Source organism: Streptomyces sp. NPDC049837 (assembly GCF_040674455.1).
In the GTDB taxonomy this organism is placed as follows: domain Bacteria; phylum Actinomycetota; class Actinomycetes; order Streptomycetales; family Streptomycetaceae; genus Streptomyces.
Genome location: NZ_JBFAMP010000001.1, coordinates 92,791 through 115,455 on the forward strand (window position 1 = coordinate 92,791; position 22,665 = coordinate 115,455).

Here is a 22,665-nt window from a genome sequence, read left to right on the forward strand (position 1 = left end):
CGAGGCCCTACCCCTTGACCACGCCGAGCGGGACCAGGCGGGCCACCTTGCGGCACAGCCCCGCGCCCTCGCTGGCCTCCACCACCGCGTCGACGTCCTTGTACGCCTCCGGGGTCTCCTCCGCCAGGCCCCGCCACGACACCGGGCGCACCGCGATGCCGTCCGCCTCCAGCCGCGCCCGGAGCTGCTTGCCGCCGATGGTGCGGGCGGCCTGGTGGCGGCTCATCACGCGCCCCGCCCCGTGGCACGTGGAGTGGAAGGCGTCGCCGCCGGGGACGCCGGTGAGGACGTAGGAGGCGGTTCCCATGGTGCCGGGGATGAGCACCGGCTGGCCGACCGGTCGCAGGTCCTCGGGCAGCTCGGGGTGGCCGGGCGGGAAGGCCCGGGTGGCTCCCTTGCGGTGCACGCACAGCCGGCGCTGCTCGCCGTCCACCTGGTGGGTCTCGACCTTGGCGAGGTTGTGGGACACGTCGTACACCAGCGTGAGGCGGGCGCCCGCCTCACGGCGGAAGACCCGGCGGGCCGCCTGGGCGAGCAACTGGCGGTTGGCGCGGCCGTAGTTCGCCGCCGCGGCCATCGCGCCCAGGTAGGCGCGGCCCTCCGGCGAGGCGACCGGGGTGCACGCCAGTTGCCGGTCCGGCACGCCGATCCCGTACCGGGCCATGGCCCGGTCCATCACCCGGACGTGGTCCGAGCAGATCTGGTGCCCGAGGCCGCGCGACCCGCAGTGGATCATCACGCACACCTGGTCGGCGGCGAGCCCGAACCCGGCGGCCACCGGCTCGTCGTAGACCTCGGCGACCTGCTGGACCTCCAGGAAGTGGTTGCCCGAGCCGAGGCTGCCGACCTGGCCGAGCCCGCGCTCGCGCGCCCGCTCGTTGACCTGGTCCGCGTCCGCGTCGGCGACGGCCCCGCCGTCCTCGCAGCGCCACAGGTCGCGTTCCTCGCCGTGGCCCTCCTCGACCGCGTACCGGGAACCGCCCTGGAGGACGCGTTCCAGCTCGCGGCCGCTCAGCCGCCAGACGCCGCCCGGTCCGGCGCCGCGCGGGATCACCTGGCCGAGGCCGTCCATGAGCGGGTGCAGGACCGGTTCCAGCGCCCGCCGGTCGCAGTCGGCGGCCAGCAGCCGCACCCCGCAGGAGATGTCGAAGCCGACGCCGCCGGGCGACACCACGCCGCCCTCGCCGATGTCGGTGGCGGCGACTCCGCCGATGGGGAAGCCGTAGCCCCAGTGGATGTCGGGCATGGCGTACGAGGCGCTGACGATGCCCGGCAGTGTCGCCACGTTGACGACCTGCTCCAGTGACTTCTCCGCGTCCCGCAGCAGCGCGGGGGACGCGAACACCACTCCGGGCACCCGCATGTCCCCCCGGCGGCCGATGCGGAAGCGGTAGGGACGCTCTTCGACGTACTCCATCGCGGCCTCCAGAGGCGGCGTCCCCGTCCGCGTTTCCCGCAGCGCCCGGCATAAACCGCCGTTTCAGTCGGCCGCCCGCGTCGCCGCCGGTGACAGGTAGCCGCGCAGCCCGGTCCGGTGCCCCAGGTCCGGGAGCCGGTGGACGCGCCAGGGGCGGGCGTAGGACGGGATGCCGCCCACGTCGGAGACGAGGACCGCGACCGGCAGGCGCAGGCCCATGGCGGCGAGGCCCCGCGGCGTGATGCTGCCGTCGTGGCCCGAGGGCTGGCGCGAGGCGCAGCCGGCGCGGAACGCCACCCGGATGGCGTCCTCGCCGCTGACGACGCACGGCGGGGTGACGCCCTGTGCGCGCAGTTCGGCGGCGATGCGGCCGAGGGTGACGTTGTCGCGGCGTACCCGCTCGGCCACGCCGTCGAGCACCCGGTACTGCACCGCGAGGTGCGCGGTGGCGGCCAGGGCGAGCAGGACGGCGGCCGTGCGCCGTCCCCGTGCCCGGTCGGGACGGGCCACGCGGTGCAGGCACTGGGCGACCGGCAGGGCCAGCAGGGCGTACGCGGGCAGCAGGAAGCGTGGCGCGGCGTAGCCGACGGTGAACAGGTAGGGCGCGGCAGACACGAGTCCGGTCACGGTCGCCAGGACGACGGGGACGCGGTCGCGGGTACGGGCTGCGGACCACACGCCGCCCGCCACGAGCAGGGGCAGCGCCATGAACCAGACGGCGGACAGGGGGTGCCGCCAGGGCACGTCGCAGGGGCGGCACAGCGTCCGGCCGCCCAGCGCGCGCACATGGTCGTCGACGGCGAAGTACCAGCCCAGGTGCCCCTGGATCTCACTGGCCCGCCGCAGCCTGGGGACCAGGCCGCCGTAGTGCGCGTACGCCTCCACGACCCACGGGGCGCAGCCCACCACCAGACCGGCGGCGAGCACGGCCACCACCACGAGTGCCCGGCGGCGTGCCGGTCGCAGGAGCGGCGCGGCCACCGCGAGGGGCAGGGCGAGCCACACCGCGTCGGTCGGGCGCATGAGGGCGGCGAGCGCCACTCCGGCGCCCAGACCGGGCAGCGCCCACCGGTCGCCGGGGTCCCGGACGGCGCGCAGGAAGAAGCCGGTCGCGGCGAGTGCCCCGTAGGCGACCCACAGGTTCGGCATCGCCTGCGGGCCGTAGAACAGCGTGACCCACAGGGTCGCGAACAGCGCCCCGGCGGTCGCCAGTACCCCGGCCGGCAGGAGCCGCCGCCACACCCACAGCGCCAGGAACAGTCCGCAGCCGGACAGCAGGGCGAGCCAGACGCGCAGCGCCTCCACGGACGTGGTCAGCGCCGCAACGGGCGCCACCAGGAAGCTGATGCCCCGCGCCCGGGGCGCGCTGAAGAACGCCGCCGGGGCCTGGGGGCTGACCTGGCTGACGTACACGGTCTCGTCCCAGCCGAGCCCGAGGCCGGGCACGACCAGGGCGAGTTGGGCGAGTGTGAACGCGGCGGCGACGGCCGCCGTCCAGGTCAGCGGGCGCGCGGCCGCCCCGGCCCCGGCGGGCGGGCGCCCTTCTCCGGACTCCCCTGGCCGCGTGACGTCCCGCGAGCCGGCGATCAAGCGTGCGTCCTGCATGGCCCGGCCTCACTCGTGGTGTCCTGTGGCGGTACGACGGTGAGGGCCCTCCCCCACCGTTCTCCCCCCACGCTGCGCGCCGGCGGCGACCCGTGCACCGGGCAGGCGCGGCAGTCGGCGCAACGGCCGGGCCCGAACGGGTGGCATCGGGGCGGCCCTTACCGCCGATCGGGCGGCTGCTAGCTTCGTGCGCCATGCGATCACATGACTACGACCTGGACTTCCGCGACCGGGGCCGGCGGATACGCGCCTGGGGCATCGGGCTGCTGTCCCTGGCAGGTCTGCTGTGGGCGTGGTGCGCGGTGCTGCTGCTCACTCCGTACGAGGTCGACGAGGAGCCCGACGACCGGTACCCCAGGGAGTGCGAGTCGCGGCTGCTGACCGAGCGCGGCACGGCCAACGACGGCGTACGGCGCGGCGCTCTGTGCGAGAGCGAGCGGGACTGGCCGGAGGCCCTCGCCGTGCTCGGCCTGTCGGTGCCGGTGTCGGTCGCCGGGGCGATGGCGTTCACCAGTGGCAGCCTGATGTGCCGGATGAGCGCCCACGCCGAGGCGATGCGTGTCCTGGACGGGCTCGCCGACCGGCCGTCGGCGTAGGGATCTCACCGGGCGGTGAGGGCGGAGGGGGCGGAGAAGGTGAAGGCCGTCTCCAGGTGGGTCGTTCTGAGGATCTTGTCCACGGCGGGGGACGGCGCGTACAGCAGGAGCCGCACGCCCGTGGCGGCGGCCTGCCGGCGGGCCCACAGCAGGACGCGCATCCCTGCGCAGTCCAGGAAGGTGACGCCGGACAGGTCGAGGAGGACGGTGTGCGACTGGGCCAGCGCGGCGTGCAGCCGACTTCGCAGTTCCTCCCCGGTGGCGATGTCGAGCTCGCCCGACACGGTCAGGACGGTGTCGCCGCCGGGTTGTGCGGTCACGGTGGTGGTGAACTCCTCGGGCATCGCCGGACGCCCCCTTCCGCTACCGAGCACCAGCAAAACGCCGAACCGGCCGCGCTGTCCACCCTCAGGAATGGCGACCTGCCCTCCGGCCGTTTTCCCATGTGGACACAGTGACCGTGGGAGGTGCCCGATGACCCGGCACACCGCCCGCCGTCCCGCGTCGTACGTGGAGGGCCGGGTCGCCGGTCTGGGGGCCGTCACCGTGGCGTACGAGCGGCAGGGCGACGGCGAGCCGCTGGTGCTGCTGCACGGGGTCGGCGACGACCGCCGGGTGTGGGGCGCCGTGGTGCCGCTGCTCACCGGGCGGGAGACGATCGCCCTGGATCTGCCGGGCTTCGGGGAGTCGCCGGACCTGGACCCGGCGGTGCCGTGGGACCTGGAGGCGGCGGTGGCGTGGATGGGCGCGCTGTTCGGCGGGCTGGGGGTGGAACGGCCGCATGTGGCGGGCCATTCGCTGGGCGGCCTGATCGCGCTGCGCCTGGGGCAGGCGGGGCTGGCGCGCAGTGTGACGGCGCTGGCGCCGGCGGGGTTCTGGACCGGCGCCGAGCGGAGGTACGCGTACGCGGTGCTGGCCATGTCCCGGCAGAGTGCGGCGGCCAAGGCGGCCCTCCGGGCCGGGCGGGCGCCGGTGCTGTTCAGCGGGGACGTCCCCGGTGTGCCCGTCACCGTCGCCTGGGGCACCCGGGACCGGCTCCTGCCGCCCCGGCAGGCCGCGCGGGTCAAGGCCGCGATCCCCGGCGCGCGGCTGGTGCCGCTGCCCGGCTGCGGCCATGTGCCGATGGCCGACGCCCCCGGGCTGGTCGCCCGGGTGCTGCGGGACGCGACCGGTGCCGCGCCCGGATGAGAGGGACCCTGGTCGGGAGGCGCTGTGGAGTGGTTCACGGACGGCGACTACTGGCTGGGCCGGCTGGTGTTCCAACGCGGCCTCGCCGTCGTGTACTTCGTCGCCTTCTTGAGCAGCCTCCGGCAGTTCCGCGCGCTCATCGGCGAGCGGGGGCTGCTCCCGGTGCCGCGTTTCGTCGCGTCGGTGCCCTTCCGGCGCTCGCCCGGCGTCTTCCACTTCCACTACTCCGACCGCTTCTTCGCGGGCGTGGTGTGGACCGGGATGGCCCTCTCCGCCGCACTCGCGGCGGGGGCCGGCGACCGCGTACCGCTGTGGGCGTCGATGCTGATGTGGGCGCTGCTGTGGGTGCTGTACCTGTCGATCGTCAACGTCGGGCAGACGTGGTACGCCTTCATGTGGGAGTCGCTGCTGCTCGAAGCCGGGTTCCTGGCGATCTTCCTGGGGAACGAGCGCATCGCGCCGCCGGTCCTGGTGCTGTTCCTGCTGCGCTGGCTGCTGTTCCGCCTGGAGTTCGGCGCCGGGCTGATCAAACTGCGCGGCGATCGGTGCTGGCGGGATTTGACCTGCCTGTACTACCACCACGAGACGCAGCCGATGCCGGGTCCGCTGAGCTGGTTCTTCCATCACCTGCCCAGGCCGCTGCACCGGGTGGAGACCGCCGCCAACCATGTCGCGCAGCTCGGCGCGCCGGTGTTGCTGTTCGCGCCGCAGCCGGTCGCGAGCGTGGCCGCCGGCTTCATCGTCGTCACTCAGCTCTGGCTGGTGGCCTCGGGCAACTTCGCTTGGCTCAACTGGCTGGCCGTCCTCCTCGCGGTCACCGCGATCGACGGGGCCCGGGCCGCCGAGGTGCTGCCGCTGCCCGGGCCGCCCGCGTTCGGCGCCACCCCGGCCTGGTACGCGGGCCTGGTGATCGCCGTGACCGCGCTGGTGGCCGTGCTCAGCTACTGGCCGGTGCGCAACCTGCTCTCCCGCCACCAGTTGATGAACTACTCCTTCAACCCGCTCCATCTGGTCAACACCTATGGAGCCTTCGGCAGCATCAGCCGGATACGGCACGAGGTGGTGATCGAGGGCACCGACGAGCCCGGGCTCACCGGCGACACGGAGTGGAAGGAGTACCACTTCCGGGGCAAGCCGGGTGACGTGGCCGGTCTGCCGCCGCAGGTGGCCCCGTACCACTTGCGGCTCGACTGGCTGATGTGGTTCGCCGCGCTCTCACCCGCGTACGCGACGCCCTGGTTCCCGGCGCTGCTACTCAAGCTCCTGGACAACGATCCGGTCGTCCTCAAGCTCCTGCGCGCCAACCCCTTCCCCGCCGCCCCGCCCGTGTACCTCCGCGCCCGCCTCTACCGCTACCGGTTCACGGACCGGCGCGAACGGCGCCGTACCGGTGCCTGGTGGCACCGCACGCTGGTGGGCGACTACGTCCCCCCGGTCATGAAGGCGCCGTGACGCCTTGACGGCCCCCTGATGCCATGAAGGCGCTCTGATGCGCGGCGCTCACTGGGACACGGCGGGGGTGTGGCTGCTGGGCGACGGCGGGGGTTCGTTCGACGACGCGTTGAGGACGGCCGTCAGGAGGAGCCCGACGAGGGCGATGACGACCAGGACGAGGGTGGTCGTCCGGCGCCAGTTCCGCTTCGTCCTCCGTGGCGCCGGGAGCGGGTCGCCCGCCTCTCCCCCGTCCGCCGGCGGCTCCTCGGAGAACCGTTCGTTGAGCGTGCTCATGCGGGCGGCGAGCTCGGGGTCGTCGCTGGTGAGCGCATGCTCTATCTGCTCGAGGATGCGCCCTTCCGACTCGTGTTCCATGGCAGCCACCTGCTTCATGGGAAGGATTCCCGCGCGGGACGAGCCACTCGTCGTGTACCCACTCATTTTCCCCCATCGCGCGGTCATCCGTACCGGCTCTTCTCCAGGCTGCGCGGAAGGGCCCCGGCGAGCCGCGCGAGGAGCGGCCCGGCGACGGCGAGGACGAAGACGTAGGCGGTGACGAGGGGGGCGAGCTCGCCGTTCAGCGTGCCGACCAGCCCGATGATGACGATGGAGAACTCGCCGCGCACGATGAGCGCCGTCCCGGCCCGCCACTGCCCTCGGCGTCCCACCCGGTCGCGGGCGGCGGCGTAGCGGCCGGTGAGCACCTTGGTCGCGGCCGTGACCGCCGCCAGGGCGAGGGCGGCGGGGAGGAGCGGCACGAGCTCGTCGGGGCGGACCGACAGGCCGATGGCGAGGAAGAAGATCGCGGAGAACAGGTCCCGCAGCGGGCTGAGCACGGCGCGGGCCCGGTCCGCCGTGTCGCCGGTGAGGGAGAGCCCGACGAGGAACGCCGCCACCGCCGCGGTGGCGTGGATCAGCTCGGCGAGCGCCGAGACGATCAGGGTGAGGCCGAGGACCCGCAGCATGAGCTGCTCGGCGTCCGGATGCGACAGCAGCCGGCCGAGGTGATGACCCCAGCGGTAGGAGGCGGTGAAGGCCGCCACTACGGCACCGACCGCCGCCATGACGCCCAGCAGGGCCTGCCACCAGGGGCCGCCGGCGGCGAGGACGGCCAGCAGGGGCAGATAGGCGGCCATGGCGAAGTCCTCCATGACCAGTACGGAGAGGATCGCCGGGGTCTCCCGGTTGCCCAGTCGCCGCAGGTCGGCCAGAAGCCGGGCGACCATGCCCGAGGAGGAGACGTACGTCGCGCCCGCGAGGGCCAGGACGCCGACGCCGTCGAGGCCGAGGAGCCATCCGGCGACCGCGCCGGGTACCGCGTTGAGGACCAGGTCGACCAGCGCGGACGGGACGTGCCGGCGGAGGCTCACCGTGAACTCGGTGGGGGTGAACTGCAACCCGAGGGTGAGCAGCAGCAGGACGACGCCCATGGCGGCCCCGGTCTCCACGAACTCGCCGGCGGCCGGGACGGGCGCGATGCCGCCCTCTCCGAGGGCCAGACCCGCGAGCAGGTAGAGCGGGACCGGTGAGAAGGTGAGGCGGCGGGCCACGGTGCCCAGCACGCTGAGGGCGGTGAGGATGAGGCCGAGCTCCAGCAGCAGCGTGACGGGGGTTCGCACGCTCAGCCCTGGACGATCCGGTCCACGCCTGCGATGCCCTCACGGGTTCCGATCACGACCAGGACGTCACCGGCCTGGAGCGTCTCGCCCGGCGTGGGCGAGGCGATCACGTCCTCCCCGCGGACGATCGCCACGATGGAGGCGCCCGTCCGGGTCCTGGCCCTGGTCCGCCCCAGCGGCTGTCCGGCGAACGGGCTGGAGGACCGCACCTCGACCTGCCCGGACCGGAGCCCCGGGACCTCCCTGGTGAGGTCGGCGAAGCGTTCCGCGATGCGCGGCGCCCCGAGGATCTCGGCGACCGCGTCGGCCTCCTCGCTGTTCAGCCGCACCAGGGGCCGCCCCTCGTCGGGGTCACCGCGCCCGTAGACGACCAGTTCGAAGTCACCGGTCCGGCCCGCGACGACGCCGACCCGGTCCCCCTCGTGGTTGGTGAACTCGTACCGGATCCCCACCCCGGGCAGGAGTACCTCGGTGACGTCCATGCGCCCCATCATCACCGGTACGCGCGCCCCCGCCCGGTATGCACGCCCCAGGCGTGTCAGCGCCGCCGCCCCGCACGGAGGGGGGACGGCGGCGGGCCGGTCAGCCGGCGGTCACCTTGGCGGCGAAGGCCTCCAGGTTGCCCTCCATCCGGGCGATGCGCTCCTCCGGGGTCAGCGACTCCTCGTACCGTCCGGAACGCAGTCGCGGCTGCCGCTTGCCGCGCACGTACAGCGGGCAGGCCAGGTCGGAGCACACGTAGATCCCCACCGTGTTCCCCTCACGTCCCCGCGCGCCCGCCAGCGGGGCGGCGAGCAGGGTGACCCCGGAGGAAGCGTGTCCCGTCAGGCATATCTGGCACAGACTGGACTTCACCGCACTGGTACGGCTGACGGCCGGGACACGCAGCGTGATTCCCAGCGGGCCGTCGGCACGGGGCACCACGAGGTGGGCCCGCAGCGGGGCCCCGGGATCCACCCACCCGAGGAAGTCCAGGTCCTCCCAAGGGAGTTCGGCGAAGTCGGACGGCAGCCTGAGCCGTGCTGCCTCACCCTTCGTGCAGTTGACGAAGGACGAGCGGATCTGTTTCTCACTGAGCGGTTCCACGTGCATCGACCCTACGGAGGAGCCGATCACGCCGCATCCCAATATCCCTCCCGGTCACGGGCGGGAGTGCGTCAAGGCGCTGCGACGACGAGGACGTCGTCCACACGGCCGGCAGGTGATTCATGGGTGGTCTTCACGGTGATCTGCCACAGGCCGGGAGGCACGACGAGATCGGCCGAGTAGTTCCCTGCCCCGTCCGGGCGGAGTTCGACCGGGTGGCCGTGAGGGGTTCCGTCGGCACCCCGCACATGCGCGTGGAGCACCAGGTCCGGCCTGCCCGCCCGGACGTGGAGCGGCACTTTCCGCCCGGCCACCGCCACCGGCGGCAGTTCCAGGGAGAGCGGGCGCGCGGGAGCCAGGGCCCTGGAGAGAGGCACTGCGGTGATCTTGTCGCTCAGGTGCCGGAGGAGATCGCTGTGCTGTGTCAGAGCGACGTGTCTCGCCGGGTAGAACAGGGCCGCCGAGTCGTCCTGCCAGTGGGGCGGGACGCTGCTGAACCGGGGCACCGTACCGTCCCCGCCGAAGTCCTCTCCACGCTGGCACGGTACGAAGCGGATGCCCGGAGGGTCGATCATCATGGCCTGCTCCGTCGGCTGCCCATCACCGCCGAACACATGCACGATCCCGTCCCGGGTATCCGCCTCCATCGCTGTGATCTCGCCGTGGAATTCGGCGGAGCGCAGCAGCGTCTGGCGATCAAGGCCCGGAAGGTGATGATCCACCAGCGGCACCGCCCCGCCGCCGCGTCCATCGCCGTGCTGCGCGACACAGGCGTACGTGGGGAGGAGTTCGGCGAGCGACGGGAAGGTCTCCGCGACGGTGCGCAGCCGCTCGCCCAGACGTTCCAGAGGGGGCGGCAGGAAACGGCCCGTCAGGACCCGGACCGCCTTCAGGGAACCGCTGTACGGTGTGCCGAGCGTGTACGCGCGCCTGGTCATCGCCTTTCCGCCGAGCACGTGCAGGAAGTAGCGGCCGATGAGGCCGCCCATGGAATGGCAGACGAGCTGGAGTTGGGCGTCGGGCCCACCACCGTCACGGCGCCACTGGTCCAGGCGCCGTTCGGCTCGTTGCAGGAGCAGTTGCGCGTTGGTCTTGTTCGACAGCCGCCAGTCGTAGGGAAACAGCAGCAACTGCTGTTCCGGCCGCAGCAGACACTTTCGCAGTGATCTCACCAGGGCCGGGTATCCGGCGCCGGCCCAGAAGCCCGGCCAGACCTGCCATCCGGGCATGAGTGCCGTCGACTGCAGCGCGTACCGCCCGGTCGGCGGCGCATCGCCCAGGTCGCGCGGAAGCCGGAGGGATTCCAGGGCCTCGCTGGTTCTCAGCAGAACGTCCGACGCCATGGCCAGCGAGGCGTTCCACGCGTCCCGCCCGTCCGGGGTGCGCAGCACACTGCCGAGGATGCCCGGCACGACCACTACGAGGTCACGCGTACGACGCTGCACAGACACGACACCGCCTCAACCGGCCGTCATGGGAAACCCAGCGAAACCGTGGATCTCCTGACGAAGAAGACCAAGGATGACCAAGATAGAGGAGTGCGGAAGGCATCGGGTGATGACCGGGACGACTGGGGAACTCTTCTCGACATCGTCGTGGACAAGTACGAGCGCGCTGCTTTGGACCTGGAACACATACGGCGCCAAGTGGACGCGGTGACGGGGCTGCTGGAACGGGGTGGCTTCCGAAGGCAGCCCGGCCACCGGCAACAGGTGCCGGATCTGCGCTTCCGGGAACTCCACGAGCTGATCGGGCGACTGCGGTTCCCCACCGGCATGGACCGGCTGCTGGTCTACTGGGCAGGACATGGCCGGGAGGAAGGCGAGCGAGGACTGTTCCTGCTGTGTTCCGACACCGAATCAGAGCCTGGGCCGGTCACCGAGCTGGACTCGATCCGGCCCGGTTTCCTCGGTACGCAGCTCGCGCGCTCCGGTGCCCGTGACATCGTGCTCGTCCTGGACGCGTGCGGTGCGGGCGGCGGTGCCGACGATGTGGTGACCGCGTTCCGCAGAATGGCGGCGGGGCGCAGAACCGCCCTTGACCCCAGCCTGGTTGTCATCGGCGCGGCACGCTCCGGCCGGCGTGCGGAGGAACGGGCGCTCAGCGAGGCGTTACGGACCCTCCTGGAGGACGAGGACGAGAAGGTCCCCGTCCACCGGGGCTGGGGTCCCCGTGACCAGTGGATCACCGTTGATGAACTGACCAAGGCACTGAAGTCCCAACTCGGCCCTGGGCAGCCCCTGGACGTGGTGACGACCGGCGTGATCGACACCGCCTTCTTCCCGAACCCGCGCTACAACCCTGAACTCCCGGACACCGATCTCGAACGGCGCCGCGGACGGCCGGCACTGCTGCCCGCCGATGTCCGTGAGCACTTCATGCTCAAGTTCCGCGGCATCGACACCGCGGACGACAGCGGGTACTTCTTCCAAGGACGTACCGGCCCGCTGCGAGCGATCGTGGAGTGGCTCCGCACGGAGGACTCCGGCATGTTCGTCGTCACAGGGCCGCCGGGAAGCGGGAAGTCGGCACTGCTCGGACGGCTGGCCGTACTGTCCGATGCCCACTACCGCAGGGCCGTGGACGAGGCCGACCCGCACGCCGTCCGGGCCGCCGACCCCGGCACGCTGCCCGACGTGGGCGACATCGACGTGGGCATCCACGCACGCGGCAAGGACGTGCTGGACTGCGTCACGGAGCTGGCCCGCGCCCTGAGGCTGAAACGCCCACGAGGAGGGTGGCGCGACCCCGACCAGCTCATCGCCGCCATCGGTCGCTCGAACACCGAGTTCACCGTGCTCATCGACGCGCTGGACGAAGCGGGCCCGAACGCGGCCGGCGCGATCGCCGAACATCTCCTGCGTCCGCTCGCGGACCAGGTCGGCGTCAAGGTGCTGGTCGGAACGCGTCAACGCGCCGTCGGAGCGGACTCCGGTCCACGGTCACTGATCTCGATCCTCGCGCCCCACCGGCTCGTCCGTCTCGACCAGGACGCCGACACCACCAAGGACATCGAGACGTACGCGTACAAGCGTCTCACCGACCTGGAGGGCTCCCCCTACTGCCTCGCCGACGACGAACTCACCAGGCGAGCCGCCCAGCGGGTGGCGCGTGAAAGCGAGTCCGTGTTCCTGATGGCCCGCCTGTTCACCCGGGCACTGGCCTGCCGCGACGACCTTCTGGACCTCAACAGCGCGGAAGCGGACGAGATCTTCCGCAGCCGTGACGTGGCTGAGGTCTTCGCCGCCGACCTGGCCCGCTACGGCACCCAGCGGCAGAAGATGCACGACCTGCTCGCGCCACTCGCCTGGGCGCAGGGCCCCGGTCTTCCCAAGCGTACGGTCTGGGCCGCCGCCGCGACGGCCCTTGCCGACGGGGCCACCACCTACACGGCGGACGACGTCGCATGGGCGATCACGGAGGCCGGCGCCCACCTCATCGAGACCGGAGAGGACGGGCAAGGCCTCTACCGGCTCTATCACCAGGCGTACGTCGACCACCTCCGCCGTACGACCGCCACGGCCGGGCGCACGCCCGCCCTCCTCTACGAGGCCGTTCTGGGGACCGTCCCCCGCCACCCCGACGGCCGCCGGGACTGGCCCCGTGCCAATCCCTACGTGCTGAGCCATCTGCCCGACTACGCCCGGGCCGCGGGCCGGCTCCACCATCTCGTGCACGAGACCGGCATCCTGCCGTACGCCGACCCTGCCCGGCTCATGCGCGTCCTCAACACCCCCGAGCAGCAACGCCTTCCCCTGCCCCGGCTGTACCTGCGCGTCTGGGACGAACTGCGTGACCTCCCGCCCGAGGACCGTGCGGCGACGCTCCAGCTCCGAGCCGGTATCGAAGAGCCCGACGCGCTCCCCCACCTCAAGACCGGTGCCCAGTTGCGCTGGCGGGTCCTGTGGGGCCATGGCCGCAGGACGAACTTCCACGGAGTGCTCGCCGGCGGCCCGACGAGTGCGGTCGGCGCCGTCGCGATCGACCACGATCCCGATGGAGCACTGACCGTCGCCGCCGGTGCCGATGACGGTTCCGTCCACGTCTGGGACGGCGTCACGGGCGAACTGTTACGCACGCTTCCGGTCGGCTCGGCTCCGGTGACCTCGGTGGAACTGGCCCGCGTCAAGGGGCGCCTGCTGCTCGCCGCGGCCTCGGACCGGCAGGTCCGTCTGTGGGACTGCACCGCCGGCTGGCCGCTGCGCACGCACCAGCACCGGCGGAAGGTCACGGCCATGGCCTTCTCCGCAACCGCCGACGGCGAGGGGGTCCTCGCAACGGCCTCCCGGGACGGCCGTATCCACGTCTGGAGTGTCGAGCGCGACGAAGCGCTGCAGACTTGGCCGGGCGGCGGGCTCGGCACTCGCTCCCTGGCCCTGACCGTCGCGCCAGGCGGCGGAAACCTGCTCATCGCCGCCCACACCTCGGGCCGGGTCAGTGCGTGGGATCTCGGGCGGTCTGCCGACGTGCCCGTTCCATCGCGCGCGTGGCGGACCCGCCATCGCCCGGTCCGAGCCCGTCACGGCATCGCGGTGGTGGAACTGGAGGGCCGTTCCATGGTGGTGGGCAGTGGCAGGCGGTTCAGCCTGGAGGGGTTGCAGTATGTGGATCTGACGACCGGGGAACCGACGGTCGGTGATGACAAGGCAAACCCGCCCCCGTCCGATGGCTTCACTCCCCAGGCCATCGGCTGGGTCAAAGACGCTCCGGCCGCCCTGGTGGCGGGCGACCGGGAGGGAAGGGTCCGCCTCGGACGAGGTGGAGGCGTTGTGGACACATGGACCGGCCACTCGGGCGATGTGCGGTCCGTCGCCGGGGTACGGAGCGGGAGTGGGGACTTCTACGCCGTCAGTGGAAGCAAGGACGGAACCGTGCGTCTGTGGAACACGGCCGTCTCGGATGCCGAACGCGCCGAAGAGCACGGGGATCACGAGCACCACACCACCAGCTCCGACCTCTTCTCCCACCCGGACGGCCGGGTGCTGCTGGCCACCGGCAGCGACGAGGGAACGGTGCGGATCCGGGACGGGAGAACCGGCCGGCTCATCGCCCGGTGCGAGGTCGAAGCGGAAACGCACTACGTCCCGAACTTCAGCGGGGACGAGGGCGCAAATGACATTGTCATCCGCGAGGTCGAGTCGGGCCATGACCTGGGCGTCACGGGAGTCCGATGGGTGCCGCCGGCCGGTCAGGGCCGCCACGCCACACTGTTCTCCGGCAGTCGCGACGGATCGGTCCAGATCTGGAGCGAAAAGGGAAAGCCACAGCGCCGATCGAGCAACAGTTCGCCCGTAACGGTCATGGCTGCGCGAGGACCTGGCGTGGGGAGCGATGGCAGGTTTGTCGCGGCCGGCCGCACGAACGGCACATTCACCATCCACACCTGCGATCGTTCCTTGCCGGCCCTCCGGCGGATTCCGCGCATCTGGCCACTGCGAGGTCATCGCCGCCGCATCAAGGCCGCGGCCTTCGCACGATTGGCCGACGGCACGAGCAGGCTGGTGAGTGCGGACAACGGCGGCAGGATCAGACTGTGGGAATGGCCCTCCGGGAGGCTCGTCGGCGAACTGCACGGTCCGGGCGGCAACCGCAAGGCCCACCAAGGCCCGGTGCACAGCCTCGCCGCCGCCTTCGGATCCGAAGGACCGACGCTGATCAGTGCCGGCGAAGACGGGCTGCGCGTGTGGGACCTGGCGTCCCGCTCGGTGTGGGGCGACCTCGGTTCCGGGCCCGCCCAACACGTCGCCGCCCTGTCCACGGCGGACGGGCGGGTACTGGTCGCCGCCTCCACGCCCGAGCGCGCCGTCGAGATCTGGGATGCCCGGGCCAAGACGCGGTTCACGACCGTCCGAGGTTTCCGCCACAAGATCTCGACGGTGAGCATGGTCCGTGACGTGCACGGCTCCGGCACGGTGCTTCTCGCGGTGGGCAGCGGCCTGACCATCCATGTCTTGGAACTGCTGGAGCCATCCGATGGCCCGCACGAGAAGGGCACACCATGACAACGACCGCCCCACAGCCGTCCGGCTCTCCCACTGACGGCCTTCAGGAGCTGCCACCCGTCCTGCGACGCGAACTGCGCCGGGAATTACGCCGCTGGCGGGTGGGCACCAACGCTTACGGCTGTACGTACTACGGGCTCCGCATCGTGCTGATCCTCGCCAGTGCCATTGTCGCGGCCGACCAGAACCTGGGGAACGCGAAGGGCAACTGGCTGCTGGTGTGGGTTCCGGCTCTCTCCCTGAGCGTCGCGGTCATGACGGCGGTCGACACGTGGCTCAAACCACAACAGAAGTGGCGGGGCTTCATGGAGTCCCGCGATGCGCTGGCCGACCTCTTGGTACAGGCGGAGGGCGGGCTGCCGGCCGACGAAGTGCGGGCCCGCTTCCTCAAACTCCGTCAGCGCCACCGCGAACGGAACATTTTCTGACCGTTGCGCCAGTCGGATGCACCTGACGGTGCGGGGCGCGGGTTCGGGCGGTGGTGCGGTAACAGGGGGGTATGGCCGGAATCGAGCTCAAAAGTAGCGCGTTCAACGATGGTTCCTTCATTCCCCGCCGTTACGCCAAGGAAGGCGACGACGTCTCGCCCCCGCTGTCCTGGTCCGGCGTGCCGGACGGCACGTCGGAGTTGCTCCTGTTGTGCGAGGACCCCGACGCGCCGTCCGGGACCTTCCTGCACTGGCTGGTCACGGGCATCGACCCGGCGAGCGACGGGGTGGACACCGGGGAGACGCCCCGGGGCGGAACGAACCGGAGCAATGATTACGGGGGGCGGGGCTGGGGCGGGCCCCAGCCGCCGGTCGGTGACCAGGCGCACCGGTACTTCTTCCGTGTCTACGCGCTGCCGGAGCCGGTCGAGCTGCCCGACGGGGCGTCCGCCCGGGACGTGCACGCCGCGGTGGACGAGCGGCAGTTGGCCGGCGGCACGCTCGTCGGCCTCTACCAGCGCTGAGCGCGGAGGAAAACCGTTCGAAGTACGGGCGTTCGCGGCCTAACATGACCGGCCATGCCCACGAACGCAGAGATAATTCACCGCGCCCTGGACCGGATCACGGCCGAATACGTCTTCCCCGAGAAGGCCGCGCACATCGACGCCCTGATACGGCCGCGGTTGGCGGCCGGCGAGTACGACGGCCTGGAGGAGCGCGAGCTCTGCGAGACGGTGACCGCCCATCTGCAAGAGGCCTGCCCGGACAAGCATCTGCGGCTGTTGTGGACCGACGAGCCGCAGGACCTGAACCCGGCGGCCGAGGACGAGGGCCGGTCCGCCTTCCTCGAACTGCTCAGGGCGCAGAACCAGGGCATCCACCGCTTCGAGCACCTGGACGGCAACGTCGGCCTCATCGACCTCCGGCGGATCGCGTCCGCCGACGAGGGCGGCCGGGCGATCGGCGCGGCCATGGAGCTGGTCGCCCTCAGCTCCGCTCTCGTCCTCGACCTTCGCGAGTGCCGGGGCGGTGCTCCCGAGGGCGCCGCGATGTGGTGCAGCTACTTCTTCCCCGACGACCAGGTGCACTTGAACGACATCTACGAGCGCCGCACCGATTCCACGCGCCAGTTCTGGACCGTCGCGCACCTGCCCGCTCCCCGCTACCTGGACCGGCCGGTCTACGTGCTGACCAGCGCCGTCACCTTCTCGGGCGGGGAGGACGTGGCGTACACCCTCCAGGCCCACGGCAGGGCCACCGTGGTCGGCGAGACGACCCGGGGCGGCGCGCACCCGACGGTGCGGTACCCGGTCGCCGCGCACGTCCTCGTGACCGTGCCCGCCGCCCGCACCATCAATACCGTCACGGGCACCAACTGGGAGGGCGTCGGCGTCGTCCCGGATGTCGCCGTCCCCGCCGACGAGGCTCTGGACACCGCCCACAAGGCCGCCCTCCGCGACCTCGGCGCGTGACATGTAACGGGTAGGGTGCGAGCGTGAGCAGCACGCACCGGATCGACGTGAGCCGGGAGCAGGTACTGGCCTACCGGGTGGCGGTCCACGGGTTCGACCGCTCCTCCCCCGATCCCGGCGTACTCACCATCGGGGCGCAGGACACGCCGTACGGGTCGGCCCGGCTGGCGCTGGCGGCGCGGGGCGCGTCCCTCGACGGGCTCCAGCTCGTCTGGTCCTTCCGCGGCGCGCCGCATCTGCACCGGCGCCAGGACCTGCCCGCGCTCGCCTCGGCCCTCTGGCCGTTGGACGACGCGGACGCGACGGCGCGGATCGACACGGCGGTGATCAGGGAGGGGGCACGGCTGGGTGTCGAGGCCTTCCGGGTCACCGCCGAGGCGTTCCGCGAGGTGGTGACCGCGCCCATGCCCAAGGGTGAGGTCAGTACGGCCGTCAGCGCCTCGGTGCCGGAGTCGCTGACGTACTGGTGCGAGCGGTGCGGGGCCCAGCACATCTCCGGGCTGCTGTTCCAGCAGGCCGGGCTCTTCGGCGCGGTCGGCGTCGCGGCGGAAGGCGGCGGGACCGTACTGGCCCCGCTGGCCGACAGGTTCCCCGTGCCGGTCGCGGCGTCGGGGACGACCGAGCTGGTCCGGGCCTATCTGCGGTTCCTCGGGCCGGCCACACCGGCCGAGGTGGCGAAGTACCTCGGCAGCAAGCCGGCCGTGGTCAGGTCGGTGTGGCCGGACGACCTGGCCGAGGTGCGGGTCGAGGGCCGCAAGGCATGGCTGCCGGCCTCCGGCCTGGACGCGCTGGTGTCGGCCCGCAACCCCCGGCTGGCGCGGCTGCTGCCGCCGGGCGATCCGTTCCTCCAGGCACGCGACCGGGCCCTGGTCGTGCCGGACAAGGCGCGGGAGAAGGAGATCTGGCGGGCCATCGGCGGCCCGGGCGCGCTACTGGTCGGGACGGAAATCGCCGGCACCTGGCGCGCCAAGGCGACCGCTCGCGGGCTCGACCTGACGGTCACGCCATTCGGGCCGCTGCCCGCGAGCGTCCGCAAGAAGGTGGACGCCGAAGCCGCGACGGTAGCCGCGGCACGCGGCGCCGCCGAGGTACGGCTACGACTCGCCTAGCGGCCGCCTGCCGCCTGCCCGGTCGTGCCGTTGGCCCACCTGGCCGCTTGGCCGCCTGGCCGGCGTCGGCCCGTGTCGGCCGGCGCGGGCGCCTGGCCACCGGGGCGGTACGCCGGGACGTCGGCGTCACGCCCGTTGGCTCGGCTGCCCGCCGGCCCCGTTGAGCGGCGGCGCGGCGGAGGGGGCCGATCGCGGTACGGGTAACCCCGTGACGCACGCGCGTCGTTCCGGCGGCTGCGCCGTCGGAGGTGCCACGCGCGTGCGTCGGTGGGGCTCGTGTCGCCGCGCGTCAGGCGGAGACGATGTTCTCCGCCTGGGGGCCCTTGCGTCCCTCGGTGACGTCGAAGGTCACCTTCTGACCCTCCGCCAGTTCGCGGTAACCGGCGCCGGCGATGTGGGAGTAGTGGGCGAAGACGTCAGGTCCGCCGCCGTCCTGGGCGATGAAGCCGAAGCCCTTCTCGCTGTTGAACCACTTGACCGTTCCAGTAGCCATACCGGCCTCCTAAGTCTGGGGAACGGCCCGCACCGTGCGGGCCCGGAGAGTGCGGGCCCGACAAGGGGTGTGACAGCACAAACGCCCGTGATCGCGATCACGGGCGCACACTTCGGAACCACGACTTCTCTGCCACCGACCGTACCCGAACAGTGCTCGTCCCGCTACGCAGAGCACACCGGTGGCCGTGTGTCGGTCCGGCCCCCGCATGGCGCGTCAGGTGCCCGGAGGGCACGCTGGAAGGAGCGCTTCCCACGGCTTTTGTCCATCGAGGAGGTGGCTTTCCCATGACGGAGCCGAGCGGATCGACGACGACCCTGTCCGAGCCCAGGGGCAGGACGACCATCGCGGACGGGGTGGTGGCCAAGGTCGCCGGAATGGCGGCCCGGGAAGTGGACGGCGTCCACGCCCTGGGTGGTGGCCTCGCCCGCACCATGGGGGCGGTGCGTGACCGTGTCCCCGGCGGGCGCCCGGGCGTCACACGCGGCGTCAAGGTGGAGGTCGGCGAGCGCCAGACCGCCATCGACCTGGAACTCGTCGTCGAGTACGGCGTACCGATCGCGGACCTGGCCGGAGATGTCCGGGAGAACGTCATCCAGGCGGTGGAGCGCATGACCGGCCTGGAGGTGGTCGAGGTGAACATCGCCGTCGACGACGTCCACCTGCCCGAGGAGGAGGACGAGGAGGTGGCCGAGACCCGCGTACGGTGAGGCGCCGAGCCCGGCCGGCCGGGCTCCCGCCCGGCACGGGCAGGCGGCAGCCATCGTGTGATGACCGCCGCCTGACCGGGACCCGCTACATCGGGTCCATGGTCCCGCCCGCCGTGCCGCGCTCCTGCTCGCTCTGCTCCTTGAGCCGGCGGGCCTTGTCCCGCAGCCGCTGGGCGTCCTGCGGGTCGGTGGCGCGTTCCGCCGCCTGCTCCAACTCCTGCGCCTTGGCGCGCATCTGGAGGATCCGGCTGCTGGGTTCGTCCGCAATGCTCATCATGGTCCCTTTCGGTCTTTCCGATGTGGCGTGAGGCCGGGCCACATCAGACAAACAGAGCCGCTCCCCTGCCGCATCCCGGACAGTCACCGACTGTGACCGGCGCGAGGCCGAGCCTCATCGGGGGAAACGCCCGGCGACGGCGCCCACCGGGCAATAGCCTGGGAGAGGCGGCGGCGCGGGAGGGGAGGACCGCATGCGGAGCGACCGGCCGGTGGGGGTGGCACTCGTGGACGACCACCCGGTGGTGCTCGCCGGGATCGAGTACTGGTACACCACGTCCGGGCACCCCATCACGGTACTGGCCAAGGGCCACGACGTGTCCGTGGCGACGACCGGACCGGGCAGGGACGCGGACGTGGTGGTCCTGGACCTCCAGCTCTCCGAGGGGGCACCGGCGTACCCGGAGCTGAAGCAGTTGGTCGCCCAGCAGCGGCAGGTCATCGTCTACACCATGAAGGACAGTCAGGAGGCGGCCCTCACCTGCCTCGACCTGGGCGCCTTCACCTACCTCACCAAGGCCGAGGGGGAACGCCACCTCGTGGCCGCGACGCTGGCGGCCGCCGAGGGCGTGCCGTACACCCCGCCCGCCCTCGCGGGCGCCTTCGGCAGCGACACCCGGCGGGGCCGTCCCGTGCTGGCGCCCCGGGAGGTGGACGTGCTGCTGGAGTGGTTCCAGTCGGAGTCCAAGGCCATGGTGGCCCAGAGCCTGGGGCTGTCGGTGCGCACCGTGAACACCTACCTCGACCGGGTGCGCATCAAGTACGCCAACGCCGGGCGCCCCGCGACCACCAAGGCCAACCTGGTCGCGAGGGCCGTTCAGGACGGGCTGGTCTCCCTCGACGAGCTCTGAGTCCTCTCGCCGCCCGTGCGGCCCGCCGGCACCGACGCGCACACCGCCTCCACCCACAGCCGCCCCTCGTCGCTCACCGTCCGCACCCGCACCTGGTCCGTCGCCGTGTCCGGAATGCGCGCCGCCGGCTCGTCGATGACCACCCCGACGCGTACGCGTCCGCCGCCGCGCACCACGGTGGCCCGGGCGGTGCGGTCGGCGGAGGCGAGCGCGGCCAGCACCGGTTCGATCAGCGCCCGGCGCAGGCCGCGCGGCAGCTCTGCGGGGGCGCCCCGGACGGCGAGCTGCACGCCGACGCCGTTGCGCTCGGCCACGTCGATCCCGGCGCGCAGTTCGTGGACGAGCGGATCGGCGGCGTAGTCGTTCTCGGCGAACAGCCGCCGCAGCTTGGCCGCCTCCAGCGCGCACCGTCGGCGCACCTCGTCGTCGCGCGGGTCGAGCGACCCGTCGGCCAGCCCGGCGAGCAGGGGGAACACCGTCGCGTTCAGGGCCTGGTACCGGTCGCGCTGGTCGCGGTGCAGGTGCTCGGCCACGGCCGCCTCCGTGTGGAGCCGTTCCTGTTCGCGCAGCGCGGTGCTCGCCGACCGCGCGCAGTCGCGCAGCAGCCGCGCCCCGACGGCCATCGCCACCTGGAAGCCGCAGATGGCCAGCGCGCTGGCCGCCATGCCCGCGGCCTCCTGCCGCGGCGGCACCCCGTTCAGCAGCAACTGCGTGAACGTGACCGCGAGATGGCCGCCCAGGAACGCCCACGTCATGGCGAGCGGCCGGTCCATCAGCAGGACGACGCCGAACCAGCCGGCCTCCAGGAACGACCAGTGCAGGGTGCCGAGGAAGTACTCACCCGGGAGGTCGTTCGTCGCGGCCGCCGACGCGACGACCGTGCACGCGAGCCCCACCGACGGCCACACGTACGCCCCTCGCCGAGGACCACCGCCCGGGCCGCCCGTACCCCGGTCCAGCACCGCCGCCGCCACCATGGTCACCAGGACCAGCGACAGCAGGCCGAACGCGGCCAGTTGGAGCCACGGCCGAGGGTACTCGGAGAGCCGGCTGAGCAGCCCGGGAAGCGCGAGGCCCACGTGGATCGCCGCGAGGATGCCCAGCGCGGCGAGGCGCGCGCCGCCCCGCAGCCGGTCGGAGATCTGCTCGGTGAGCGCTTCACGCACGGGGCCACTCCAGCCGCACCCGCGTCCCCTCCCCCGGCCGGGACACGACCTCGGCATCGCCGCCGATGGCGCGCATCCGCCCCACGACCGACCGCGACAGCCCCTGCCTGTGCCCGGGAACGGCCGCCACGTCGAAGCCCCGCCCCCGGTCCTCGACCGTCACGACGGCCCCCTCCCCCCGGCGCGCCACCGTGACCCGGGCCTCGTCCACGCCCGCGTGGCGGGCGACGTTGCGCAGCGCCTCGCCGCAACTGTCGCGCAGCGCCACCACCGCGGGGCGCCACAACGACACCCGGTCCGGGCCGTCGTGCGCGTACCGCAGGCCGGCCCGGACGGGATGCCGCAGCAGTTCCCGCGACAGTTCCTCCATCAGGTCCGCCTTGAGGTCCGCCTTGAGCTCCGCGTCCCCGTCGGGCCGCTCCTCGGCCGTCAGGCGGCGCAGGTCCCGCCCGGCCTGCGCCCGGACCACCTCGGGCCGGATCGAGGCGCCCGGCAGGGAGGCCATCAGCAGCGTGGCGCAGGCGGTGTCGTGCAGCGTCGCCAGATGCGTCCGCTCGGCCCCCCGCCGTGCCTCCGCCACGCGCAGGGCCTGCCGCGCGCCGGCCGCCTCGGCCGCCGCCGCGTCCGCCGCCCGGCCGCGCCGGTGCACGACCGCGTACAGCCCGCGCGACATGGCCGCCTGGACCAGCAGCCAGCCGATGTTGGGCAACGCCGCCGGCCAGGCGTCCGGCCGGTCCTGTACGGCCCCGGCGACGACCACCCCGGCCAGGTCGGCGGCGGCCAGGTAGCCGGCGACCAGGGCGCCGGTGAGCGGCGGGTGGGTGAACTGGTAGCCGACGGCCACGAAGCTGACGGCCACCAGGATCCAGGTGCTGCCGTGCGAGGGCTGTGTGGCGGGGACGGTCAGAGCCTGGGTCAGGCACAGGCCCGTCATCACCGCCAGGTCCGCCGCCAGGAGCGCCCGGGGCCGGGCGCCCGAGGATAACCAGGCGGGGTACAGCAGGCTCCACCCGATGGCCACCGCCGCGACGACAGCCGCCGCGGCCATGTCCGCCACCGGGAGCGCGGGCACCGCGAGCAGGGCGCAGGAGGCGACGATCACCGCACGGAACCGGGGCACGTGCCGCCGCACGAACCCGGTGAATTCCCTCTCCGTAGGTCCCATCGGCTCCCCACCCGACATGTGGGTCGAACGACCGACACCACACCCGTC

The 22,665-nt window shown here is 72.6% G+C and carries 22 protein-coding genes; 10 read left to right on the forward strand and 12 right to left on the reverse strand.

Going from position 1 to position 22,665, the window contains the following annotated elements:
• Positions 1 to 7: 7 nt before the first annotated feature.
• Both AB0J57_RS00465 and AB0J57_RS00470 read right to left on the reverse strand, forming a co-directional pair.
• Positions 8 to 1,417 (reverse strand): RtcB family protein, encoded by a 1,410-nt coding sequence (locus AB0J57_RS00465; protein WP_366125680.1) that lies wholly within the window; start codon positions 1,415 to 1,417, stop codon positions 8 to 10.
• 63 nt (positions 1,418 to 1,480) lie between these two features.
• Positions 1,481 to 3,022, reverse strand: coding sequence for a hypothetical protein (locus tag AB0J57_RS00470; protein WP_366125681.1), 1,542 nt, complete (start codon positions 3,020 to 3,022; stop codon positions 1,481 to 1,483).
• Between the two features lie 194 nt (positions 3,023 to 3,216).
• Here AB0J57_RS00470 and AB0J57_RS00475 point away from each other — a divergent pair, with 194 nt between their 5' ends.
• Positions 3,217 to 3,618, forward strand: coding sequence for a hypothetical protein (locus tag AB0J57_RS00475; RefSeq protein WP_366125682.1), 402 nt, complete (start codon positions 3,217 to 3,219; stop codon positions 3,616 to 3,618).
• 5 nt (positions 3,619 to 3,623) lie between these two features.
• Here the strand turns inward: AB0J57_RS00475 and AB0J57_RS00480 are convergent, their stop codons facing one another.
• On the reverse strand, positions 3,624 to 3,962 hold the full coding sequence (locus AB0J57_RS00480) for an STAS domain-containing protein (protein WP_366125683.1): 339 nt from the start codon (positions 3,960 to 3,962) through the stop codon (positions 3,624 to 3,626).
• Between the two features lie 130 nt (positions 3,963 to 4,092).
• Between AB0J57_RS00480 and AB0J57_RS00485 the strand changes: the two genes are divergently transcribed.
• Together AB0J57_RS00485 and AB0J57_RS00490 are read left to right on the forward strand one after the other, a co-directional pair.
• On the forward strand, positions 4,093 to 4,806 hold the full coding sequence (locus tag AB0J57_RS00485; RefSeq protein WP_366125684.1) for an alpha/beta fold hydrolase: 714 nt from the start codon (positions 4,093 to 4,095) through the stop codon (positions 4,804 to 4,806).
• A 24-nt stretch (positions 4,807 to 4,830) separates the two neighbouring features.
• Positions 4,831 to 6,258, forward strand: coding sequence for a lipase maturation factor family protein (locus AB0J57_RS00490; protein ID WP_366125685.1), 1,428 nt, complete (start codon positions 4,831 to 4,833; stop codon positions 6,256 to 6,258).
• 48 nt (positions 6,259 to 6,306) lie between these two features.
• Here AB0J57_RS00490 and AB0J57_RS00495 read toward each other — a convergent pair whose 3' ends face one another.
• The 5 genes from AB0J57_RS00495 to AB0J57_RS00515 form a co-directional block, all read right to left on the reverse strand.
• Entirely contained in the window at positions 6,307 to 6,615 is a 309-nt protein-coding gene (locus tag AB0J57_RS00495; RefSeq protein WP_366125686.1) for a DUF3040 domain-containing protein, read from the reverse strand.
• 83 nt (positions 6,616 to 6,698) lie between these two features.
• Positions 6,699 to 7,859: a cation:proton antiporter gene (locus AB0J57_RS00500; protein WP_366125687.1), complete on the reverse strand. Its 1,161-nt coding sequence runs from the start codon at positions 7,857 to 7,859 to the stop codon at positions 6,699 to 6,701.
• A gap of 2 nt (positions 7,860 to 7,861) precedes the next feature.
• Entirely contained in the window at positions 7,862 to 8,341 is a 480-nt protein-coding gene (locus tag AB0J57_RS00505) for a cation:proton antiporter regulatory subunit (RefSeq protein ID WP_366125688.1), read from the reverse strand.
• 100 nt (positions 8,342 to 8,441) lie between these two features.
• Entirely contained in the window at positions 8,442 to 8,945 is a 504-nt protein-coding gene (locus tag AB0J57_RS00510) for an FBP domain-containing protein (RefSeq protein WP_366125689.1), read from the reverse strand.
• Positions 8,946 to 9,016: 71 nt separating this feature from the next.
• Entirely contained in the window at positions 9,017 to 10,396 is a 1,380-nt protein-coding gene (locus tag AB0J57_RS00515; protein ID WP_366125690.1) for a hypothetical protein, read from the reverse strand.
• 87 nt (positions 10,397 to 10,483) lie between these two features.
• Here AB0J57_RS00515 and AB0J57_RS00520 point away from each other — a divergent pair, with 87 nt between their 5' ends.
• From AB0J57_RS00520 to AB0J57_RS00540, 5 genes are all read left to right on the forward strand, one after another.
• On the forward strand, positions 10,484 to 14,947 hold the full coding sequence (locus AB0J57_RS00520; protein WP_366125691.1) for a hypothetical protein: 4,464 nt from the start codon (positions 10,484 to 10,486) through the stop codon (positions 14,945 to 14,947).
• A complete protein-coding gene (locus AB0J57_RS00525; protein WP_366125692.1) occupies positions 14,944 to 15,375 on the forward strand; it encodes a DUF4231 domain-containing protein in 432 nt (143 codons plus the stop codon). The genes AB0J57_RS00520 and AB0J57_RS00525 overlap by 4 nt, the downstream gene beginning before the upstream one ends.
• A 71-nt stretch (positions 15,376 to 15,446) precedes the next feature.
• Positions 15,447 to 15,899: a YbhB/YbcL family Raf kinase inhibitor-like protein gene (locus AB0J57_RS00530; RefSeq protein ID WP_366125693.1), complete on the forward strand. Its 453-nt coding sequence runs from the start codon at positions 15,447 to 15,449 to the stop codon at positions 15,897 to 15,899.
• Between the two features lie 54 nt (positions 15,900 to 15,953).
• Positions 15,954 to 16,847 carry a S41 family peptidase gene (locus tag AB0J57_RS00535; protein WP_366125694.1) on the forward strand — a complete coding sequence of 298 codons (894 nt, stop codon included), beginning with the start codon at positions 15,954 to 15,956 and terminating at the stop codon, positions 16,845 to 16,847.
• A 23-nt stretch (positions 16,848 to 16,870) separates the two neighbouring features.
• Positions 16,871 to 17,956: a crosslink repair DNA glycosylase YcaQ family protein gene (locus tag AB0J57_RS00540; protein WP_366125695.1), complete on the forward strand. Its 1,086-nt coding sequence runs from the start codon at positions 16,871 to 16,873 to the stop codon at positions 17,954 to 17,956.
• A 289-nt stretch (positions 17,957 to 18,245) separates the two neighbouring features.
• Here the strand turns inward: AB0J57_RS00540 and AB0J57_RS00545 are convergent, their stop codons facing one another.
• Complete coding sequence (locus tag AB0J57_RS00545; RefSeq protein WP_366125696.1) at positions 18,246 to 18,449, reverse strand: cold-shock protein; 204 nt, start codon at positions 18,447 to 18,449, stop codon at positions 18,246 to 18,248.
• Between the two features lie 287 nt (positions 18,450 to 18,736).
• Between AB0J57_RS00545 and AB0J57_RS00550 the strand changes: the two genes are divergently transcribed.
• The gene (locus tag AB0J57_RS00550; protein WP_366125697.1) at positions 18,737 to 19,159 is read left to right on the forward strand and encodes an Asp23/Gls24 family envelope stress response protein; all 423 of its coding nucleotides are present in this window, start codon (positions 18,737 to 18,739) and stop codon (positions 19,157 to 19,159) included.
• An 85-nt stretch (positions 19,160 to 19,244) separates the two neighbouring features.
• Here AB0J57_RS00550 and AB0J57_RS00555 read toward each other — a convergent pair whose 3' ends face one another.
• Positions 19,245 to 19,433, reverse strand: coding sequence for a DUF6381 family protein (locus tag AB0J57_RS00555; protein WP_366125698.1), 189 nt, complete (start codon positions 19,431 to 19,433; stop codon positions 19,245 to 19,247).
• A gap of 196 nt (positions 19,434 to 19,629) precedes the next feature.
• On the opposite strand from AB0J57_RS00555, the gene AB0J57_RS00560 reads away from it, so the two are divergent.
• Complete coding sequence (locus AB0J57_RS00560) at positions 19,630 to 20,286, forward strand: response regulator (protein ID WP_366125699.1); 657 nt, start codon at positions 19,630 to 19,632, stop codon at positions 20,284 to 20,286.
• Here the strand turns inward: AB0J57_RS00560 and AB0J57_RS00565 are convergent.
• Positions 20,253 to 21,452, reverse strand: coding sequence for a hypothetical protein (locus tag AB0J57_RS00565; protein WP_366125700.1), 1,200 nt, complete (start codon positions 21,450 to 21,452; stop codon positions 20,253 to 20,255). The genes AB0J57_RS00560 and AB0J57_RS00565 overlap by 34 nt on opposite strands.
• Positions 21,445 to 22,617, reverse strand: coding sequence for an ATP-binding protein (locus AB0J57_RS00570; protein ID WP_366125701.1), 1,173 nt, complete (start codon positions 22,615 to 22,617; stop codon positions 21,445 to 21,447). The genes AB0J57_RS00565 and AB0J57_RS00570 overlap by 8 nt, the downstream gene beginning before the upstream one ends.
• Positions 22,618 to 22,665 lie beyond the last annotated feature (48 nt).

Excerpts from the sequence above, each read along its gene's own strand:
- AB0J57_RS00465 (WP_366125680.1), bottom strand. The coding sequence starts at position 1,417 with ATGGAGTACGTCGAAGAGCGTCCCTACCGCTTCCGCATCGGCCGCCGG.
- AB0J57_RS00470 (WP_366125681.1), bottom strand. The coding sequence starts at position 3,022 with ATGCAGGACGCACGCTTGATCGCCGGCTCGCGGGACGTCACGCGGCCA.
- AB0J57_RS00475 (WP_366125682.1), top strand. The coding sequence starts at position 3,217 with ATGCGATCACATGACTACGACCTGGACTTCCGCGACCGGGGCCGGCGG.
- AB0J57_RS00480 (WP_366125683.1), bottom strand. The coding sequence starts at position 3,962 with ATGCCCGAGGAGTTCACCACCACCGTGACCGCACAACCCGGCGGCGAC.
- AB0J57_RS00485 (WP_366125684.1), top strand. The coding sequence starts at position 4,093 with ATGACCCGGCACACCGCCCGCCGTCCCGCGTCGTACGTGGAGGGCCGG.
- AB0J57_RS00495 (WP_366125686.1), bottom strand. The coding sequence starts at position 6,615 with ATGGAACACGAGTCGGAAGGGCGCATCCTCGAGCAGATAGAGCATGCG.
- AB0J57_RS00505 (WP_366125688.1), bottom strand. The coding sequence starts at position 8,341 with ATGGACGTCACCGAGGTACTCCTGCCCGGGGTGGGGATCCGGTACGAG.
- AB0J57_RS00525 (WP_366125692.1), top strand. The coding sequence starts at position 14,944 with ATGACAACGACCGCCCCACAGCCGTCCGGCTCTCCCACTGACGGCCTT.
- AB0J57_RS00530 (WP_366125693.1), top strand. The coding sequence starts at position 15,447 with ATGGCCGGAATCGAGCTCAAAAGTAGCGCGTTCAACGATGGTTCCTTC.
- AB0J57_RS00535 (WP_366125694.1), top strand. The coding sequence starts at position 15,954 with ATGCCCACGAACGCAGAGATAATTCACCGCGCCCTGGACCGGATCACG.
- AB0J57_RS00545 (WP_366125696.1), bottom strand. The coding sequence starts at position 18,449 with ATGGCTACTGGAACGGTCAAGTGGTTCAACAGCGAGAAGGGCTTCGGC.
- AB0J57_RS00550 (WP_366125697.1), top strand. The coding sequence starts at position 18,737 with ATGACGGAGCCGAGCGGATCGACGACGACCCTGTCCGAGCCCAGGGGC.
- AB0J57_RS00555 (WP_366125698.1), bottom strand. The coding sequence starts at position 19,433 with ATGAGCATTGCGGACGAACCCAGCAGCCGGATCCTCCAGATGCGCGCC.
- AB0J57_RS00560 (WP_366125699.1), top strand. The coding sequence starts at position 19,630 with ATGCGGAGCGACCGGCCGGTGGGGGTGGCACTCGTGGACGACCACCCG.
- AB0J57_RS00570 (WP_366125701.1), bottom strand. The coding sequence starts at position 22,617 with ATGGGACCTACGGAGAGGGAATTCACCGGGTTCGTGCGGCGGCACGTG.